Below are 18237 nucleotides of genomic sequence, written 5' to 3'. Positions count from 1 at the left end.
TTCCCGCCTCCTGGAACTCAACGGTCCGTCTCCCGCGTTCTTCCCGTGTGACCCTTCAGCAAGAGATCGTCGGCAACGCCATGCAGATGGCGGTCGTCAACCTGCAGCCCGGCCAGACCGTGTACTGCGAGGCCGGAAAGTTCCTGTTCAAGACGACGAACGTGACCATGGAGACGCGCCTGTCGGGCCCGTCCGGAAACGGCGGGCAGCAGGGCCAGGGCGGCAGCGGCGGCATGGGCGGCCTGCTGCGCCAGGCCATGGGCACCGCCATGCAGGTGGGCCAGCGCATGCTCGCGGGCGAGTCGCTGGCGTTCCAGTACTTCACCTCCCAGGGCGGTCAGGGCACGGTCGGCTTCGCCGGTGTGCTCCCCGGCGAGATGCGCGCCCTGGAACTCGACGGCACCCGCGCGTGGTTCGCCGAGAAGGACGCGTTCGTGGCCGCCGAGTCCACCGTCGACTTCGGCATCGCCTTCGCCGGCGCCCGTACCGGCATGAGTGGCGGCGAGGGCTTCGTCCTCGAGAAGTTCACCGGGTACGGCACGGTGATCATCGCCGGCGCGGGCAACTTCATCGACCTCAACCCCGCGGACTTCGGCGGCCGCATCGAGGTGGACACCGGCTGTGTGGTCGCCTTCGAGGAGGGCATCCAGTACGGCGTCCAGCGCGTCGGCGGCCTCAACCGCCAGGGGATCATGAACGCGGTGTTCGGCGGCGAGGGCCTGTCCCTGGCCACCCTGGAGGGCAACGGCCGGGTGATCCTGCAGTCCCTCACCATCGAGAGCCTCGCCAACGCCCTGAAGAAGGCCCAGGGCGGTGACAAGCAGGGCCCGACCGGCGGACTGTTCTCGACCCACGCGGGCTGAACCGATGAGTTCCGGGTGCGTGCGGGGTCCGAACCGATGACCGCGAAGACCCCGCACCCGGAAAGAAGGCACCCGCCATGGGCAAGCTCGTCTCCACCCTCTTCGTCACCCTCGACGGCGTGTACCAGGCGCCCGGCGGCCCCCGGGAGGACCCCAGCGGCGGCTTCCGGCACGGCGGCTGGAGCTTTCCGTACGGCGACGACGACTCCGGCCGGTTCATCACCGAGGTCTTCGACCGGTCCGCCGCCTTCCTGCTCGGCCGCCGCACCTACGAGATCTTCGCCTCCTACTGGCCGCGGACGGCCGAGCCCGCCGCCATCGCGGGCCGGCTCAACACGCTCCCGAAGTACGTCGTCTCCTCCTCTCTCCAGTCGCCCGCGTGGTCCGGGACCACGGTGCTCGGCGGCGACCTCGCCAAGGAGGTGCAGGCCCTCAAGGAGCGCACGGACGGCGAACTCCAGGTCCACGGCAGCGGCGCCCTGGTCCGCTCCCTGATCGGCCTCCGTCTCCTCGACACCGTGCATCTGCTGACCTTCCCGGTCGTCCTCGGCTCCGGCCGCCGCCTGCTCGGCGACGGCACGCTCCCCACCGCGTTCCGGCACACCGGCGGCCGCGTCACGGGATCAGGTGTCTCCATCCAGTCGTACGACCTGGCGGGCAGCCCGGAGTACGGCTCGTACGAACGCGCGGAAGAGGACCGGTAGACGCCGGGGGGCAGGTTAACTTCCCGAGAACTCATGGGACTTCGAGGGAAAATCTTCAAACTTGTCGTTGACATGCCAACGTCTACGCGCGTCATCATGAGGACATGAGATTCCCCCCACACGCAACTCGTATCGGCGCCGCAGCCGCGCTCCTGTCCGCGCTCCTCGTGGGCGGCACCGTCTCCGCCACCACGGCGGACGCCGCAGCCTCGTCGGTCGGCAGCATCTGCTCCAGCGACCTGCCGTCGCAGGCCCACGACACCCTGGACCTCATCGCCCGGGGCGGCCCCTACCCGTACTCGCAGGACGGCACCGTCTTCTCCAACCGCGAAGGCGTCCTGCCCAGCGAACCCTCCGGCTACTACCACGAGTACACGGTGGTCACCCCCGGATCCCCCACACGCGGTGCCCGGCGCATCGTCACCGGTGAGGCGTCCCAGGAGGACTACTACACCTCCGACCACTACGCCACGTTCGACCTGATCGACTTCGGCTGCTGACGCAAAGGCCCCGTACCGGTCACGGTACGGGGCCTTTGACATCCACTCGGAGACACACACCAGCGACCGGTCGGCTACCCGACGCGGCTGGCCGCAATCGGAACCGATGCCGGTGAACAGCGCACGCGCATTTCTCCTCCTCGGGGCCGGGTCGAGCGCACCGGAAGATCCGCTCGGCGCTCATCTCGGAGGCTAGTTCGCCATCCGGCACGGCGCTCATCGGGGAAGCCATACGGGGTCGGACCGATCACGCGCACCCTCGTCACGGGCCGGCTGCCGCCGCCGAAAGTCCATGAGTGCGTGACTTTGGTAGCCGATCACCCGCGCGGTGCGGCCGGGGGTCCTCACCTCTCGTAGATTGGTCGACCGTGACGGAGAACGGGTTCGGCCACGGCGTGGCGGGCGGGGCGTGGCCCCGCCGGTGGATGCTGCCCTCGGCCCTGCTGCACGGGCTCGACCCGGACTCCGGCACCGACGGCCGGCCACCGCGGCGCACCGCACGGGACTGGGCCGTCGACACCTGCTGCTTCCTGCTGGCCGGGCTCGTGTTCCTGGTGGCCGCCACCGCCCTGCTCCGGGACCAGCACGCGCCCCAGGGCCTCGCCGTCGCCGACGTGCTGCTCGGCGCGCTGTCCTGCGGCGCCGTCTGGCTGCGCCGCCGCTGGCCGGTGGGCCTCGCCGCCGCGATGGTCCCCCTGGGCTTCGTGTCCTCCACCGCGGGCGGCACCGCCATGGTCGCGCTGTTCACCCTCGCCGTGCACCGGCCGTTCCGCCACGTCGCCTGGATCGGGGGCGCCGACCTCGCTCTCGTACCCCTCTACTACTGGCTGCGCCCCGATCCCGATCTGCCCTTCGCGGGATCCGTGGTGTTCGCCGTGCTGCTCGCCGTCTCCGTCATCGGCTGGGGCATGTTCGTGCGCTCCAAGCGGCTGCTGATGCTGAGCCTGCGCGAGCGGGCCCGCCGGGCGGAGAACGAGGCACGGCTGCGCGCCGAGCAGGCGCAGCGGCTCGCCCGCGAGGCCATCGCCCGCGAGATGCACGACGTCCTCGCCCACCGGCTCACCCTGCTCAGCGTGCACGCGGGCGCCCTGGAGTTCCGGCCGGACGCGCCGCGCGAGGAGGTCGCCCGGGCCGCCGGAGTGATCCGGGAGAGCGCCCACGAGGCGCTGCAGGACCTGCGGGAGATCATCGGGGTGCTGCGGGCCGGGGAGTCCGAGGACAGCGCCGGCGAGCGGCGCCAGCCGACGCTGGCCGCGCTGGACGCCCTGGTCGCCGAGTGCCGCGAGGCGGGCATGAAGGTCGCCCTGGACCACCGGGTCGCCGACCCGGCCGCCGTGGCGGCCTCCGTCGGCCGCACCGCCTACCGCATCGCCCAGGAGGCCCTGACCAACGCCCGCAAACACGCCCCGGGCGCCGAGGTCACCGTGTGCCTCACCGGCAGCCCCGGCGACGGCCTCACGCTCGCGGTCACCAACCCGCCGCCCACCACCGAGCCCACGCCCGTCCCCGGCTCGGGTCAGGGCCTGATCGGCCTCACGGAACGCGCGACCCTCGCCGGCGGCCGGCTGGAGCACGGCACCACGGGCGACGGCGGGTTCGAGGTCCGGGCCTGGCTGCCGTGGGCACAGACCGGACCGACGTCCTGACGACGACCCGTCCTCCGGAAAGCCCCCCGCGCGCCGCCCGCCCCCGTGATTACGTAAGGCCCATGACGCCGATCAGACTCCTCCTCGTCGACGACGACCCGCTGGTCCGGGCCGGACTGGTCCTGATGATCGGCGGGGCCGGGGACATCGAGATCGTCGGTGAGGCAGCGGACGGCGCCCAGGCCGAGGAACTCGTCGCGCGCACCCGGCCGGACGTCGTCCTCATGGACATCCGGATGCCCTCGGTGGACGGGCTCACCGCGACCGCGCGACTGCGCGCACGGGCCGACGCCCCGCAGGTCGTCGTACTCACCACCTTCCACGCCGACGAACAGGTGCTGCACGCGCTGCGTGCGGGCGCCGCCGGATTCGTGCTGAAGGACACCCCGCCCGCCGAGATCGTCGACGCCGTGCGCCGGGTCGCGGCCGGCGACCCCGTGCTCTCGCCCGCCGTCACCCGGCAGTTGATGCGGCACGCGGCCGGGAGTGCCGCGGACGCACGCCAGGCACGCGCGCGTGAACGCCTCGCCGTCCTCAACGACCGCGAACGTGAGGTCACCGTCGCCGTCGGCCGCGGCCTCGCCAACGCGGCGATCGCCGTGGAACTGTTCATGAGCGTCGCCACGGTCAAGACCCATGTCTCGCGCATCCTGGCCAAACTCGGCCTGGACAACCGCGTCCAGATCGCCCTGCTCGCCTACGACGCCGGCCTTCTGGACGAGGACGGGCACTGACGCGGCGCCCCGGACGTTGTCCGTGCACAGGTGCCGCTTTGTCCTGGCCTCGGGGGCCGCACGGGGAGGACGGAAGTTCATGGAACGGATCGATCTGGGGGAGTACGCCGAGGAGCTGCTCCACGACCCGCACGCGGTGTACGCCCGGCTGCGCGAGCGGGGCCCGGTCCACCGCGTGTGCCCCCCGGGCGCCGACGAGGGCTACGAGAGCTGGCTCGTCGTCGGGTACGAGGAGGCCCGCGCCGCCCTCGCCGACCCGCGCCTGGCCAAGGACGGCAGCAGGATCGACGTCCGGTTCCTCGACGAGGACCTGATCGGCCGGCACCTGCTGGCCACCGACCCGCCGCAGCACACCCGCCTGCGGGGCCTGGTCGCCCGGGCCTTCACGATGCGCCGGGTGGAGCGGCTGCGTCCGCGCGTCCAGCAGATCACCGACGACCTGCTGGACGAGATGCTCCCGGCCGGCCGCGGCGACCTCATCGGTTCGCTCGCCTACCCGCTCCCCATCACCGTCATCTGCGAACTGCTCGGCGTCCCGGAGATGGACCGCGACGGGTTCCGCGAACTGTCGACGGAGGTGGTCGCACCGACCAGCCCGCAGAGCGAGTACGACGCGGTGGTCCGTCTCGCCGGGTACCTGACGGAGCTGATCGAGGACAAGCGGCGCGCCGGTCCGGCCGACGACCTGCTCAGCGACCTGATCCGCACCACCGCCGAGGACGGCGACCGGCTCTCGGCCGAAGAACTGCGCGGCATGGCCTACCTGTTGCTGATCGCCGGCCACGAGACCACGGTCAACCTCATCGGCAACGGCGTCCTGGCCCTGCTCAACCACCCCGGCCAACTCGCCGCCCTGCGCGCCGACATGGGCCTGCTGGACGGCGCGATCGAGGAGATGCTGCGCTACGAGGGCCCGGTGGAGACCGCCACGTTCCGCTACGCCACCGAGGCCCTGCGGATCGGCGGCACCCGGATCGAGCAGGGCGAGCACGTGATGGTCGGCCTGGGCGCCGCGCATCGCGACGGCGACCGCTACGCCGAACCGGACCGCTTCGACATCCGCCGCGACTCCCGCGGCCACCTCGCCTTCGGCCACGGCATCCACTACTGCCTGGGCGCGCCCCTGGCCCGCCTGGAGGGCCGCACGGCGATCGGCACGCTACTGCGCCGCGCCCCCGCCCTGACCCTCGACGGCCACCCCGGTGACTGGCTCCCCGGCCTGCTGATGAGAGGCGTACGCAGCCTGCCTGTGCGCTGGTAGCGCACCCTCCGGTGAGCCCCCGGCCGACACCGGCGGACGCCCCCGACGCCCGGGTCGTGAGACGGTGCCTGCCCGACGATCTCAGCGAGTGCCACGGGCAGGCCGGTGCCTGGGCAACGGGCCTGTGTCCGGCCGGCGTTGGTGCGGGGCGCGGCCTGCGGCCGGGGCGGGTCGCGTCGCCCGTGGGCCGGCCGGAGGGCTCGGCGAGGGCTGCGGGTTGCAACGGGCCGGTGGGAAGCGGGCGGCCGGGCGGGCTACGGCGTCGGCGCCTGGCCGGGGATCTCGGACAGGTCCACCGGGCGTCGCTCGCGGCGGGAGCGTTCGCAGGCCTCGGCCACCCGCAGGGCCTGCAGGGCCTCGTGTCCGTCGCACGGGTTGGGCCGCTCACCGCGGATCACGTCCACGAAGGCGTTCAGTTCGGCCTCGTACGCGGGCCCGAACCGCTCCAGGAAGCCCGGCCACGGCTTGTCCGCGGGCGGTGGCCCGGTCGGCTCGGTGGACGCGAGCGGCGTACGGTCGTCCAGGCCCACCACGACCGTGTCCCGCTCCCCGGCCAGCTCCATGCGCACGTCGTAGCCGGCGCCGTTCAGCCGGGTCGCCGTGGCCGTGGCGAGTGTGCCGTCGTCCAGCGTGAGCAGCGCCGCGCCGGTGCCGACGTCGCCGGCCTCGCGGAACATCTCGGGCCCGGCGTCGGACCCGGTGGCGTAGACCTCGGTCACCTGACGGCCCGTCACCCACCGCAGTACGTCGAAGTCGTGGATCAGGGTGTCCCGGAACAGCCCTCCGGACAGCGGCAGCCACTCGGCCGGGGGAGGGGACTGGTCGCAGGTCATCGCGCGTACGGTGTGCAGCCGGCCGAGCCGCCCCGAGCGGACGGCCTCGCGGGCGCCGGCGTACCCCGCGTCGAAGCGCCGCTGGAACCCCATCTGCAGGATCGTTCCGGCCGTCTCCACCTCGGCGAGCGCCTGCAGCGTGCCCGGCAGGTCCAGGGCGATCGGCTTCTCGCAGAAGACGGGCAGTCCCGAGCGGGCCGCCCGGCCGATCAGCTCGGCGTGGGCCGCCGTCGCCGTGGTGATCACCACGGCGTCGACACCCCACTTGAAGATCTCGTCCACCCCCGGCGCCGCCGTCTCGCCCAGCCGCTGTGCCAGTGCCTGGGCCCGCGCCGGATCCACGTCCGTCAGGATCAGTGATCCGACCTCGCGGTGGCGGCTGAGCGCTCTCGCGTGAAGGGTGCCGATGCGGCCCGTACCGATGACCCCGATGCGCATGGAAACAAAGTGAGGGCGGACCCCGTACGCTGTCAATGCGTATGTCCGGACAATCGGACTTCACAACTTCCCGTCAACCGATCACAGGGCTACGCTCGGGCCCGTGCCGAAACCAGATGTGGACCCGACCGTGTCGCTCGACCTCCGTGTGGACCGGGGCTCCCCGGTACCGCTGTACTTCCAGCTCTCCCAGCAGCTGGAGGCCGCCATCGAGCACGGCGCCCTCACCCCGGGCAGTCTGCTGGGCAACGAGATCGAGCTGGCCGCTCGGCTCGGGCTGTCCCGGCCGACCGTCCGGCAGGCCATCCAGTCCCTCGTCGACAAGGGGCTGCTCGTGCGCCGCCGCGGCGTCGGCACGCAGGTGGTGCACAGCCAGGTCAAGCGTCCACTGGAGCTGAGCAGTCTCTACGACGACCTGGAGGCGGCCGGCCAGCGCCCCGCGACCAAGGTCCTGGTCAACACCGTGCTGCCGGCCTCCGCCGCCGTCGCCGCCGCGCTCGGCGTCCCCGAGGGCGGCGACGTGCACCGCATCGAGCGGCTGCGCCTCGCGCACGGTGAGCCGATGGCGTACCTGACCAACCATCTGCCGACGGGACTGCTCGACCTGGACACCGGCCAGCTGGAGGCCACCGGCCTGTACCGGCTGATGCGCTCCGCCGGGATCACCCTGCACAGCGCCCGCCAGTCCATCGGGGCCCGCGGTGCCACCGCCGAAGAGGCCGAGCGGCTCGCCGAGGTCGAGGGTGCCCCGCTGCTCACCATGCAGCGCACCACCTTCGACGACACCGGCCGCGCGGTCGAGTTCGGCGACCACACCTACCGTCCGACGCGCTACTCCTTCGAGTTCCAGCTGCTCGTCCGGTCCTGACCTCGACGCCGGGTTCGTCGCAATGTCCGGACATGTGAACGGCCGAGTGCTCCCCGGCTGTGTCATGAGTGTCACCCGTGTTCGATACTGGAGCGTTTGGGGCCGCTGAGCTGATCGCCGGCCCCTTCGGTACGTACGAACACAGCAAGAAGGGGCGCCGCCTCGTGGCACGGTTTCGGACCTGGGCAGTCATCGGGCTGACAGGGGCACTTTCGCTGTCTCTGGCAGCGTGCAGCAGTACCGGGGGCAAGCGGGCCGAGGACGCCCGCAAGGCCGCCGTGGCCCAGGGGAGGGCGGCGGTGAACACCCCGCGCTGGACCTTCGCGATGATCACCCACTCGGGAGACGGCGACACCTTCTGGGACATCGTGCAGAGCGGCGCCAAGCAGGCCGCCCTCAAGGACAACATCAACTTCCTGTACTCGCACGACGACGAGGCACAGCAGCAGGCGCAGCTGGTGGACGCGGCGGTCGACAAGAAGGTCGACGGAATCATCGTCACCCTCGCCAAGCCCGACGCCATGAAGGCCGCCGTGGCCCGCGCCGAGAAGGCCGGCATCCCGGTGATCACGGTGAACTCCGGCTCCGAGGAGTCCAAGGCCTTCGGCGCGCTCACCCACATCGGCCAGGACGAGACCATCGCCGGCGAGGCCGTCGGTGAGGAGCTCGACAAGCGCGGGAAGAAGAAGGCCCTGTGCGTGCTGCACGAGCAGGGCAACGTCGGCCACGAGCAGCGCTGCGACGGCGTCGCCAAGACCTTCCACGGCACCCTGCAGAAGCTGTACGTCAACGGCACGAACATGCCCGACGTCCAGTCCGCCGTCGAGGCCAAGCTCCAGGCCGACCGGTCCATCGACGCCGTCGTCACCCTCGGCGCGCCCTACGCCGACACCGCCGTCAAGGCCAGGTCGGACGCCGGCAGCAAGGCCGAGATCGACACCTTCGACCTCAACGCCCAGGTCGCGGCGGCGCTGAAGAACGGCACCCTCGGCTTCGCCGTCGACCAGCAGCCGTACCTCCAGGGTTACGAGGCGGTCGACCTGCTGTGGGCCTACAAGTACAACGGCGACGTCCTCGGCGGCGGAAAGCCCGTCCTGACCGGCCCGCAGATCATCACCAAGGACCAGGCGTCCGCGCTGGCCGCGTACACCGCGCGGGGCACCCGATGAGCGCGGCCCTGGAGAAAACCGCTGACGAAAGGATTCTGCAGAGCTCTTCCCTGCGGAAGCTGCTCTCCCGGCCGGAGCTGGGCTCGGTGGTCGGCGCACTCGCCGTCCTCGTCTTCTTCGCCTGCGCCGCCGACGGTTTCCTGCGCGCCTCCAGCCTCAGCACGGTCCTGTACGCCTCCTCGACCATCGGCATCATGGCCGTACCCGTGGCGCTGCTGATGATCGGCGGCGAGTTCGACCTGTCCGCCGGTGTCCTCGTGACGTCCTCCGCGCTGATCTCCTCGATGTTCAGCTACCAGATGACGGCGAACACCTGGGTCGGCGTCGGCGTGTCCCTGCTGGCCACCCTCGCCATCGGCGCCTTCAACGGCTTCGTGCTCACCCGCACCAGGCTTCCCAGCTTCATCGTCACCCTGGGCACCTTCCTGATGCTGACCGGCCTGAACCTCGGCTTCACCAAGCTGATCGACGGCACGGTGTCGACGAAGACCGTCGGGGACATGGAGGGCTTCCCCTCCGCCCGCGCGGTCTTCGCCTCGACGATCACCATCGGCGGGGTCGACTTCAAGGTCACGGTCCTGTGGTGGCTGGGCCTGGTCGCCCTCGCCTCCTGGATCCTGCTGCGCACCCGCGCCGGCAACTGGATCTTCGCGGTCGGCGGCAACCAGGACGCGGCCCGCGCGGTCGGCGTCCCGGTCGCCAGGACCAAGATCGGCCTCTACATGGGTGTGGCGTTCGGCGCCTGGATCTCCGGCCAGCACCTGCTCTTCTCCTTCGACGCCGTCCAGTCCGGCGAGGGCGTCGGCAACGAGCTGATCTACATCATCGCGGCCGTCATCGGCGGCTGCCTGATCACCGGCGGCTACGGCAGCGCGATCGGCTCCGCCGTGGGCGCCCTCCTCTTCGGCATGACCAGCAAGGGCATCGTCTTCGCCGAGTGGAATCCCGACTGGTTCAAGTTCTTCCTCGGAGCGATGCTGCTCCTCGCGACCCTGCTTAACGCCTGGGTCAAGAAGCGCGCGGAGGCCGACAAGTGACCCTCGTCCAGCTGGCCGGCGTCAGCAAGCACTACGGCACCGTGCGTGCCCTCGAAGGCGTCTCGCTGGAGGTCGAACCCGGTGAGATCACCTGCGTCCTCGGCGACAACGGAGCCGGCAAGTCCACCCTGATCAAGATCATCGCGGGCCTGCACGAGCACGACGGCGGCACGCTGAGCATCGAGGGCGAGGAGACGACCCTCTCCTCCCCGCGCGACGCCCTGGACCGCGGTATCGCCACGGTCTACCAGGACCTGGCGGTGGTCCCCCTCATGCCGGTGTGGCGCAACTTCTTCCTCGGCTCCGAGCCCCGCAGGGGCAAGGGCCCCTTCAAGCGCCTGGACACCGAGTTCATGCGCGAGACGACCCGGGCCGAGCTCCTGCGCATGGGCATCGACCTCCGCGACGTCGACCAGCCCATCGGCACCCTCTCCGGCGGCGAACGCCAGTGCGTGGCGATCGCCAGGGCCGTCTACTTCGGCGCGAAGGTCCTGGTCCTGGACGAGCCGACGGCGGCACTGGGCGTGAAGCAGTCCGGTGTGGTCCTCAAATATGTGGCCGCGGCACGCGACGAGGGCCTGGGTGTTGTACTGATCACCCACAACCCGCACCACGCGTACCTGGTGGGCGACAGGTTCGTGCTCCTTCGCCGGGGCATGATGGTGGGCAATTACACACGGGACGGGATCACACTGGAGGAGCTGACCCAGCAGATGGCCGGCGGTTCCGACCTCGACGCCCTGGTCCACGAACTGCAGCGGGACTAGGGGGAGCGGGCGACCGCGCGAGCGACCACGACGCACGCCGCGCCCGGCGACGCCCGCGCACCGCCCTCTCCCGTCCCGTACGCCACCCACACCCGCGGTGAGGCAGAATCGACGAACGATGAGCACCTACCGCGACCTCACCGCCCCCATCGGCTCCCGCCGAGCCCCGGTCCTGCGTACCGTCGGCACAAGAGAGCGCCGGTCACACCTGACCGCACCGCGCGTGCCGACGGTGGGGATCGACATCGGCGGCACCAAGGTCATGGCGGGCGTCGTGGACGCCGACGGCAACATCCTGGAGAAGCTCCGCACGGAGACCCCGGACAAGTCCAAGAGCCCCAAGGTCGTCGAGGACACCATCGTCGAACTGGTCCTGGACCTGTCCGACCGGCACGACGTGCACGCGGTTGGCATCGGCGCCGCCGGCTGGGTCGACGCCGACCGCAACCGCGTCCTGTTCGCCCCCCACCTGTCCTGGCGCAACGAACCGCTGCGCGACCGCCTGAGCGGCCGGCTCTCCGTGCCGGTCCTCGTGGACAACGACGCCAACACCGCCGCCTGGGCGGAGTGGCGCTTCGGCGCGGGGCGCGGCGAGGACCATCTCGTCATGATCACCCTCGGCACCGGCATCGGCGGCGCCATCCTGGAGGACGGCCAGGTCAAGCGGGGCAAGTACGGCGTCGCCGGCGAGTTCGGCCATATGCAGGTCGTGCCCGGCGGCCACCGCTGCCCGTGCGGCAACCGCGGCTGCTGGGAGCAGTACAGCTCCGGCAACGCGCTCGTCCGCGAGGCCAGGGAACTGGCCGTCGCCGACTCGCCGGTGGCCTACGGCATCATCGAGCACGTCAAGGGCAACATCCACGAGATCACCGGCCCGATGATCACCGAGCTGGCCCGCGAGGGCGACGCCATGTGCATCGAGCTGCTGCAGGACATCGGCCAGTGGCTCGGCGTCGGCATCGCCAACCTCGCCGCCGCCCTCGACCCGTCCTGCTTCGTCATCGGCGGCGGGGTCTCGGCCGCCGACGACCTGCTCATCGGCCCGGCCCGGGACGCCTTCAAGCGCCATCTCACCGGCCGCGGCTACCGGCCCGAGGCCCGCCTCACCCGCGCCCAGCTCGGCCCCGAGGCCGGCATGGTGGGCGCCGCCGACCTGGCCCGACTGGTCGCCCGCCGGTTCCGCCGGGCCAAGCGCCGCCGGGTGGAGCGGTACGAGCGCTACGAGCGGTACGCCCAGGCCCGCCGCGACCGGGACACCGCATGACCGCCTCGCTGCCGCGCCAGGCAGCCCCGCCGCACGAGCCGCACCGCCCCGCCGAGGACCCCCGGCACAAGGCCAGGCGCCGCGCGCTCACCCTGCTGATCATCGGCCTGCTGATCGGCGTCCCGGCCGGTTACCTGGTGATCTCCGCCAACCAGAGCCGCAACAGCGGCAAGGACAAGGAGGCGAAGTACTCGGCGACCGGTCTGACCCCGGGCTGGCCGTCGAAGGTGCAGCGCCGCCTCTACCAGGTGACCGTCCCGCACCCCGCCGACTACATCGCCTACTACGAGACGAACAACTGGAAGACCAGCCGGCTCTACGTGCAGTTCCGCACCAACGCCGCCGGCCTGGACAGCTTCCTGCAGACCATGGGCGCGCGCCGGGACGAGCTGAAGAAGAACGACATCGCCGTCGGCGCCCGCGACCAGAAGGTCAGCGGCTGGCACTTCACCGGCTCCGGCCCCTGGTGGGGGCTGACCCACGACCAGAAGAACCCGGCGCCCACCCAAGACGTGGTCGTGAACATGTCCGACCCGAACTACCCGATGGTCTACGTCGTCTCCCGCACGGTGCCATGAGCACCGGCCCCGACCGGTCCCCGGGGCCGGTTGTCAGACCCCGCCCGTAGAGTCGAAGACGTCTGACCGGGCACACGGGCGGGAGGTGGCAGGACCTATGAGCGGTGGCACGGCTGGGGTGGCCGAGCGCACGGACGGCGCGGCTCCGGCCGGGACCCCGGTCCCGGTACGCCTCGCGTGCGTCTACCTGCCCGCGCCCCTCCCGCGCGAGGGCCGCGTCGCCTTCTGGGACCCCGACGGCGGCCCGCTGCCCGCCCGCGGCGACACCGACGAGCTGACCGTCGTACGGCGCCATGGCGCGAGCGTGCGCCGCCGGCAGGTGCCCGCGCTGACCCTGTCGCTCGCCGAGGCGCTGCCCCTGCTCGTCCGGGCCCGCCGCGACCCCGCCGCACACCCGGCCACGGCCTGCTGGGGCGCCGCCGCGCTGCACGCGCTGCGGCTCGTGGCCCGCGGCCGTCTGCTGCCGGGCCTGACCCCGGCCGGCCAGGACGCCTGGCGGGCGGGCCCGCTGGAGCCCGACGACATCGCGCACCTGCGTGCGGTCGCCGCGGCCCTGCCCCCGGAGGGCCACGCCGTGCCGCTCCCGGACCCCGGCCCGCTCCGGCTGCCCGAGCCGGAAGCACTGCTCCGCTCCTTCCTGGACGCGGTCGCCGACACCCTGCCCCGCACCCCCGCCGCGCCGTACACCTCCGGCCGGCCCTTCGCGGCCCGGGCGCCCGTGGCGCTGCCGCAGGCGCACGCGTGGGCGGCCGAGGTCGCCGCCGGCATGGACGCGGGCGTACGGATCTCGCTGCGCCTGGACCTGTCCGCGTACGACGTCTTCGACGCCGGTGAGCACGACGGCGCCCGCGCCGCCGGAGCGGCAATCGTGCAGGTGCACAGCCTCGCCGACCCCACCCTGGTGGCCGACGCGGCGGCCTTGTGGGCGGGGGAGGCCGACTCGGCCTTCGGACCTCGCGCGCGGGTGGACGCCGCCCTGGCCGTGCGCCGCGCGGCCCGCGTGTGGCCCCCGCTCGACCGGCTCGCCGGACAGGACGTCCCGGACGTCCTCGCCCTGTCCGAGGAGGAGCTGGGGGAGCTGCTCGGCGTCGGCGCCGCGCGGCTGGCCGCCGCCGGGGTCGCCGTGCACTGGCCCCGGGACCTCGCCCGCGACCTCTCGGCAGCCGCCGTGGTCCGCCCGGCGCCCGGCTCGGCCACCGACGGCACCGGCTTCTTCGAGAGCGAGGAACTGCTCCAGTTCCGCTGGCAGTTGGCGCTCGGCGGGGATCCGCTCAGCGAGGCCGAGATGGACGCCCTGGCCGAGGCCCACCGCCCGGTCGTACGACTCCGGGACCGCTGGGTGCTGGTCGACCCGGCCCTGGTCCGCAAGGCCCGCAAACGAGAACTGGGCCTGCTCGACCCGGTCGACGCGCTGTCCGTGGCGCTCACCGGCACCGCCGACGTGGACGGCGAGACCGTCGAGGCGGTACCGGCCGGCGCGCTGGCCGCCCTCCGCGACCGGCTCACGGCGGGCCTGCGTCCCGCCGACCCGCCCGCCGGCCTCGCCGCCACCCTCCGCGACTACCAACTGCGCGGTCTCGCCTGGCTCGACCTGATGACCTCGCTCGGCCTCGGCGGCTGCCTCGCCGACGACATGGGCCTCGGCAAGACCGTCACCCTCATCGCCCTGCACCTCAAGCGCGCCCGCCCCGAGCCGACCCTGGTCGTCTGCCCGGCCTCCCTGCTCGGCAACTGGCAGCGGGAGATCACCCGGTTCGCGCCGGGCGTCCCCGTCCGCCGCTTCCACGGCCCGGACCGCAGCCTGGACGCCCTGGAGGGAGGCTTCGTCCTCACCACGTACGGCACGATGCGGTCGGCGGCCGCACAGCTCGCCGACCGCCCCTGGGGCATGGTCGTCGCCGACGAGGCCCAGCATGTGAAGAACCCCTACTCGGCCACCGCCAAGGCACTGCGCACCATCCCGGCCCCCGCGCGCGTGGCCCTGACCGGCACCCCGGTGGAGAACAACCTCTCCGAACTGTGGGCCCTGCTCGACTGGACCACCCCCGGACTCCTCGGCCCCCTCAAGTCCTTCCGCGCCCGGCACGCCCGCGCGGTGGAGAACGGCGAGGACCAGGAAGCGGTCGAGCGCCTGGCCCGGCTTGTCCGCCCCTTTCTCCTGCGCCGCAAGAAGTCCGACCCCGGCATCGTCCCCGAACTGCCCCCCAAGACCGAGACGGACCACCCGGTGCCGCTCACCCGCGAGCAGGCCGCGCTGTACGAGGCGGTGGTGCGCGAGTCGATGCTGGCCATCGAGACGGCCGAGGGCATCGCCCGCCGGGGCCTGGTCCTGAAACTGCTGGGCGCCCTCAAGCAGATCTGCGACCACCCCGCGCTCTACCTGAAGGAGGAGACCCGGGCCGACCGCCTGTCCCACCGCTCGGGCAAACTGGCGCTGCTGGACGAGCTGTTGGACACGCTCCTCGCCGAGGACGGTTCGGCGCTCGTCTTCACCCAGTACGTCGGCATGGCCCGTCTGATCACCGCCCACCTGTCCGCCCGGGCGATTCCCGTCGACCTGCTGTACGGCGGCACCCCGGTCCCGGAGCGCGAGCGCATGGTCGACCGCTTCCAGAGCGGCGAGACCCCGGTCCTCGTGCTTTCCCTGAAGGCCGCGGGCACCGGTCTGAACCTCACCCGCGCGGGCCATGTCGTCCACTTCGACCGCTGGTGGAACCCGGCGGTGGAGGAGCAGGCCACCGACCGCGCCTACCGCATCGGCCAGACCCAGCCCGTCCAGGTCCACCGCCTGGTCACCGAGGGCACGGTGGAGGACCGCATCGCCGAGATGCTGACCGCCAAGCGCGCCCTGGCCGACGCCGTCCTCGGCTCCGGGGAGGCGGCCCTGACCGAACTGACCGACCGCGAGCTGTCCGACCTCGTCTCCCTCCGGAGGACGTCATGAGCCTCCCGCCGGAGGACCCCGCCCCCCGCCCCGCCGACGCCGCGCGCCGGGCCCTCAGGGCAGCCAGGAAACGGCCCGAAGCCGATCCCGCGGCCCTGGACGAACAAACCCCGGGCGCGGCGCGCCCCGCCTCGGAGCGGACGGCAACGGCTGGGTCCGACCGGGTTGTCGGGGCCGGGGAGGACGCGTCTCGGGAGCCGGTTGGGCCTGCGTCGGGTGTGGGTGGGGAGTTGGGTGGGCCTGCGCTGGGTGCGGGTGCGGGTGGGGAGTCGGGTGGGCCTGGGCTGGGTGTGGCTGGGGAGTCGGGTGGGCCTGTGCTGGGTGTGGGTGGGGAGTCGGACCGACCTGCGCCGGGTGTGGCTGGGGAATCGGCTCGGCCTGCGTTCGGTGCGGTTGTGGAGCCGGTGTCGCATGCGTCAGGTGTGTTTGAGGGGGCGGCTGAGCGGACGGAGTCGCCTGAGGGGGCTGCTGAGCGGACGGAGGCGTCCGAGGCGCCGACTGTGTGGACGGGGGCGGTGCCCGAGGGGCCCGGCGGGCGCGTGGCCGGTGTGTCCGAGAGGCCCGGGGACGTGGCGCGTGCGGCGCTCAGGGCTGCGGTCTCCGCGCGGCGCGGTGACGGCGAAGCGGATCCGACCGGGGCTGGGGTCCCGCCCCGAGGTGAGGGGGGCGTACGGCCGGCCGCCGCTGCCGTACCGGGCGTCGGGTCCACCCCGGGGCAGGACCGGGACCAGGCCCCCGAGGGGGACACGCCCGCGCCGCGGGCCCACTCCGCCGCCCAGCCGGGCGGACGCCCCGCCGACGCCGCCCGGCAAGCGCTGCGCGCGGCCCGGCGGGAGGCGTTGCGGGCCGAGGAGGAGGCCACCCGGCGCAGGGCACAGACGGCGGCGCAGCCGGATGCCCGGCAGGAGGCGCGCGGCGCGGAAGGACCAGGCTCCGCCACGCCTCGTACCGCCGCCAGGCCCAATACCTCCGCCGCACCCCGTACCTCGTCTGTGTCCGGGTCGAACCCCGTATCCCGGGCCGCCCGGCACAAGGCCGCCCAGGACATGCGGCACTACCTGACGAACGCCTTCCGGATGCCGCAGTGGTCCGACTCCCCGGAGGACGAGACGCGGGGTTCCGGTGCCGGTGACACCGCCGAACCGCCGAGCTCCGCCACCGACAGGGGCGCGACGCCCCCAGCCGCTCCGGCCGCCCCGCCTCCCGCGGCCCCGCACGTGCCGCACACCATGGCCACCCCGCACCGCGACACCGACCTGCGCCGCACCTTCCCGGCGTTCCCGCCCCGGGAGGCCGGCGCCGCGGACGCGCCGTTCGCGGGGACCTGGTGGGGCAACGCCTGGACCGGCGCGCTGGAGCAGGGTGCCCTGGATCCCAAGCGGCTGGCGCGTGGACGCGGTTACGCCGACCAGGGCCATGTCGACGCGATCACCGTGACCCCGGGACTCGTGCTGGCGTACGTGCGGGGGAGCCGGCCCCGCCCGTACCGGGTGCAGGTGCGGATCCGCACGCTGGAGGACGCCGACTGGTCCCGCTTCCTGGACGAGGCCGCCGACCGGCCGGGGCACATCGCCGCGCTGCTCGACAAGGAGCTGCCCCAGTCCCTCGCCGACTGCGGTGTGCCCCTGCTGCCCGGCCCCGGCGACCTGGTGCCGCGCTGCAGCTGCCCCGACTCCGGGCACCCCTGCAAGCACGCGGCCGCGCTGTGCTACCAGACGGCACGGCTGCTGGACGCCGACCCGTTCGTGCTGCTCCTGCTGCGCGGCCGCGGTGAGAAGGACCTGCTCGACGCCCTCTCCCGGCGCAGCGCCGCCCGAGCGGCCCGCGCCGCGCAGGACCGCAGACCCGAGTCGCTGCCCGGGGTGCGCGCCACCGCCGCGCTCGCTCCCCGCCGGCTCCCGCCGCTTCCCCCGCCCCTGCCGGTGCCCGCGCATCCCGAGCAGCCACCGGTGTATCCGGCGGCGCCCGGCGGCCCGGACCCCTTCGCGCTGGACCAGCTGGCGACCGATGCCGCCGCTCGCGCCCACGCGCTGCTCGGTACGGGGCGTGACCCGGTGGGCGAGCTGACCCTGTGGCAGGACGCGGTGCGCCTCGCCGCGGCGCGCCCCGGTTCCGGCCTCACGGCCACCACCCGCACCCTGTACGCCACACTCGCCGAGGCCGTCGAGCGCACCCCGGCCGACCTCGCGCGTGCCGTCGCGGCCTGGCGCCAGGGCGGCCTCGCGGGTCTGGCCGTCCTGGAGGAGCCGTGGGACCCCCCGGCCGGCCGCTTCGACCGGGCCCGCCCGTTGCTGCTCGCCGCCGACCTCCCGGCGTTCCGCCCCTGGCGCAACCGCCTCACCCACCCGCGCGGCCATGTCCAGCTCCGCCTCGGCCGCGACGGCCTGTGGTACGCCTACGAGTCGGAACCGGACCAGGACGACTGGTGGCCCCGTGGCACTCCCGACCTGGACCCGGTGGGCGCCCTCACCGGCCTCGGCACCCCGGACGACACCTGACCGCCCGCGGCGCGCGAATGACCGCCCGCGGCGCGCGAAGGCCGGTGCCGGCAGCGGTGTTCGCTGCCGGGGCCGGGCGTGGGGGGGGGGGGGGGGGGGGAGCAGTTGGGGGGGGGGTGGGGGGGGCTGGAAC

15 protein-coding genes are annotated in these 18237 nt (G+C 73.2%); 14 read left to right on the top strand and 1 reads right to left on the bottom strand.

The window, feature by feature from the left end; translation table 11 throughout:
- The first annotated feature begins 47 nt into the window (after positions 1–47).
- The 6 genes from AB0D93_RS17055 to AB0D93_RS17030 all read left to right on the top strand — a co-directional run bounded on the left by AB0D93_RS17055 (position 48) and on the right by AB0D93_RS17030 (position 5708).
- Positions 48–863, top strand: coding sequence for an AIM24 family protein (locus AB0D93_RS17055; protein WP_362119922.1), 816 nt, complete (start codon positions 48–50; stop codon positions 861–863).
- A gap of 77 nt (positions 864–940) precedes the next feature.
- Positions 941–1567: a dihydrofolate reductase family protein gene (locus tag AB0D93_RS17050; RefSeq protein WP_362119920.1), complete on the top strand. Its 627-nt coding sequence runs from the start codon at positions 941–943 to the stop codon at positions 1565–1567.
- A 104-nt stretch (positions 1568–1671) separates the two neighbouring features.
- Positions 1672–2067: a ribonuclease domain-containing protein gene (locus AB0D93_RS17045; protein WP_362119918.1), complete on the top strand. Its 396-nt coding sequence runs from the start codon at positions 1672–1674 to the stop codon at positions 2065–2067.
- A 425-nt stretch (positions 2068–2492) separates the two neighbouring features.
- Complete coding sequence (locus AB0D93_RS17040; RefSeq protein WP_362120373.1) at positions 2493–3713, top strand: histidine kinase; 1221 nt, start codon at positions 2493–2495, stop codon at positions 3711–3713.
- 62 nt (positions 3714–3775) lie between these two features.
- Entirely contained in the window at positions 3776–4447 is a 672-nt protein-coding gene (locus AB0D93_RS17035; RefSeq protein WP_362119916.1) for a response regulator transcription factor, read from the top strand.
- 79 nt (positions 4448–4526) lie between these two features.
- A complete protein-coding gene (locus AB0D93_RS17030) occupies positions 4527–5708 on the top strand; it encodes a cytochrome P450 (protein WP_362119914.1) in 1182 nt (393 codons plus the stop codon).
- A 254-nt stretch (positions 5709–5962) separates the two neighbouring features.
- On the opposite strand, the gene AB0D93_RS17025 is transcribed toward AB0D93_RS17030, so the two are convergent.
- Positions 5963–6979 (bottom strand): Gfo/Idh/MocA family oxidoreductase, encoded by a 1017-nt coding sequence (locus AB0D93_RS17025; protein ID WP_362119912.1) that lies wholly within the window; start codon positions 6977–6979, stop codon positions 5963–5965.
- A 130-nt stretch (positions 6980–7109) separates the two neighbouring features.
- On the opposite strand from AB0D93_RS17025, the gene AB0D93_RS17020 reads away from it, so the two are divergent.
- From AB0D93_RS17020 to AB0D93_RS16985, 8 genes are all read left to right on the top strand, one after another.
- Positions 7110–7847: a GntR family transcriptional regulator gene (locus tag AB0D93_RS17020; RefSeq protein ID WP_362120371.1), complete on the top strand. Its 738-nt coding sequence runs from the start codon at positions 7110–7112 to the stop codon at positions 7845–7847.
- Between the two features lie 164 nt (positions 7848–8011).
- Positions 8012–9016 carry a sugar ABC transporter substrate-binding protein gene (locus tag AB0D93_RS17015; protein ID WP_362119910.1) on the top strand — a complete coding sequence of 335 codons (1005 nt, stop codon included), beginning with the start codon at positions 8012–8014 and terminating at the stop codon, positions 9014–9016.
- A complete protein-coding gene (locus AB0D93_RS17010; RefSeq protein WP_362119908.1) occupies positions 9013–10053 on the top strand; it encodes an ABC transporter permease in 1041 nt (346 codons plus the stop codon). The genes AB0D93_RS17015 and AB0D93_RS17010 overlap by 4 nt, the downstream gene beginning before the upstream one ends.
- On the top strand, positions 10050–10820 hold the full coding sequence (locus AB0D93_RS17005; RefSeq protein ID WP_362119906.1) for an ATP-binding cassette domain-containing protein: 771 nt from the start codon (positions 10050–10052) through the stop codon (positions 10818–10820). Before AB0D93_RS17010 ends, AB0D93_RS17005 begins: the two co-directional genes overlap by 4 nt.
- A gap of 118 nt (positions 10821–10938) precedes the next feature.
- Positions 10939–12084, top strand: coding sequence for an ROK family glucokinase (locus AB0D93_RS17000; RefSeq protein WP_362119904.1), 1146 nt, complete (start codon positions 10939–10941; stop codon positions 12082–12084).
- The gene (locus AB0D93_RS16995; RefSeq protein ID WP_362119902.1) at positions 12081–12662 is read left to right on the top strand and encodes a sugar kinase; all 582 of its coding nucleotides are present in this window, start codon (positions 12081–12083) and stop codon (positions 12660–12662) included. The genes AB0D93_RS17000 and AB0D93_RS16995 overlap by 4 nt, the downstream gene beginning before the upstream one ends.
- A 97-nt stretch (positions 12663–12759) precedes the next feature.
- Positions 12760–15606, top strand: a complete 2847-nt coding sequence (locus AB0D93_RS16990; RefSeq protein ID WP_362119900.1) for an SNF2-related protein — start codon at positions 12760–12762, stop codon at positions 15604–15606.
- 548 nt (positions 15607–16154) lie between these two features.
- Positions 16155–18104 (top strand): SWIM zinc finger family protein, encoded by a 1950-nt coding sequence (locus AB0D93_RS16985; protein ID WP_362119897.1) that lies wholly within the window; start codon positions 16155–16157, stop codon positions 18102–18104.
- The last annotated feature ends 133 nt before the right edge of the window (positions 18105–18237 follow it).

This window comes from Streptomyces sp. NPDC048191, from assembly GCF_040652655.1.
In the GTDB taxonomy this organism is placed as follows: Bacteria; Actinomycetota; Actinomycetes; order Streptomycetales; family Streptomycetaceae; genus Streptomyces.
This window is presented reverse-complemented; position numbering and strand designations above follow the sequence as displayed.

Coding starts and splice junctions, on each gene's coding strand:
- AB0D93_RS17040 (WP_362120373.1), top strand. CDS start 2,493: ATGCTGCCCTCGGCCCTGCTGCACGGGCTCGACCCGGACTCCGGCACC.
- AB0D93_RS17050 (WP_362119920.1), top strand. CDS start 941: ATGGGCAAGCTCGTCTCCACCCTCTTCGTCACCCTCGACGGCGTGTAC.
- AB0D93_RS17045 (WP_362119918.1), top strand. CDS start 1,672: ATGAGATTCCCCCCACACGCAACTCGTATCGGCGCCGCAGCCGCGCTC.
- AB0D93_RS17025 (WP_362119912.1), bottom strand. CDS start 6,979: ATGCGCATCGGGGTCATCGGTACGGGCCGCATCGGCACCCTTCACGCG.
- AB0D93_RS17000 (WP_362119904.1), top strand. CDS start 10,939: ATGAGCACCTACCGCGACCTCACCGCCCCCATCGGCTCCCGCCGAGCC.
- AB0D93_RS16990 (WP_362119900.1), top strand. CDS start 12,760: ATGAGCGGTGGCACGGCTGGGGTGGCCGAGCGCACGGACGGCGCGGCT.
- AB0D93_RS17035 (WP_362119916.1), top strand. CDS start 3,776: ATGACGCCGATCAGACTCCTCCTCGTCGACGACGACCCGCTGGTCCGG.
- AB0D93_RS17030 (WP_362119914.1), top strand. CDS start 4,527: ATGGAACGGATCGATCTGGGGGAGTACGCCGAGGAGCTGCTCCACGAC.
- AB0D93_RS17010 (WP_362119908.1), top strand. CDS start 9,013: ATGAGCGCGGCCCTGGAGAAAACCGCTGACGAAAGGATTCTGCAGAGC.
- AB0D93_RS16995 (WP_362119902.1), top strand. CDS start 12,081: ATGACCGCCTCGCTGCCGCGCCAGGCAGCCCCGCCGCACGAGCCGCAC.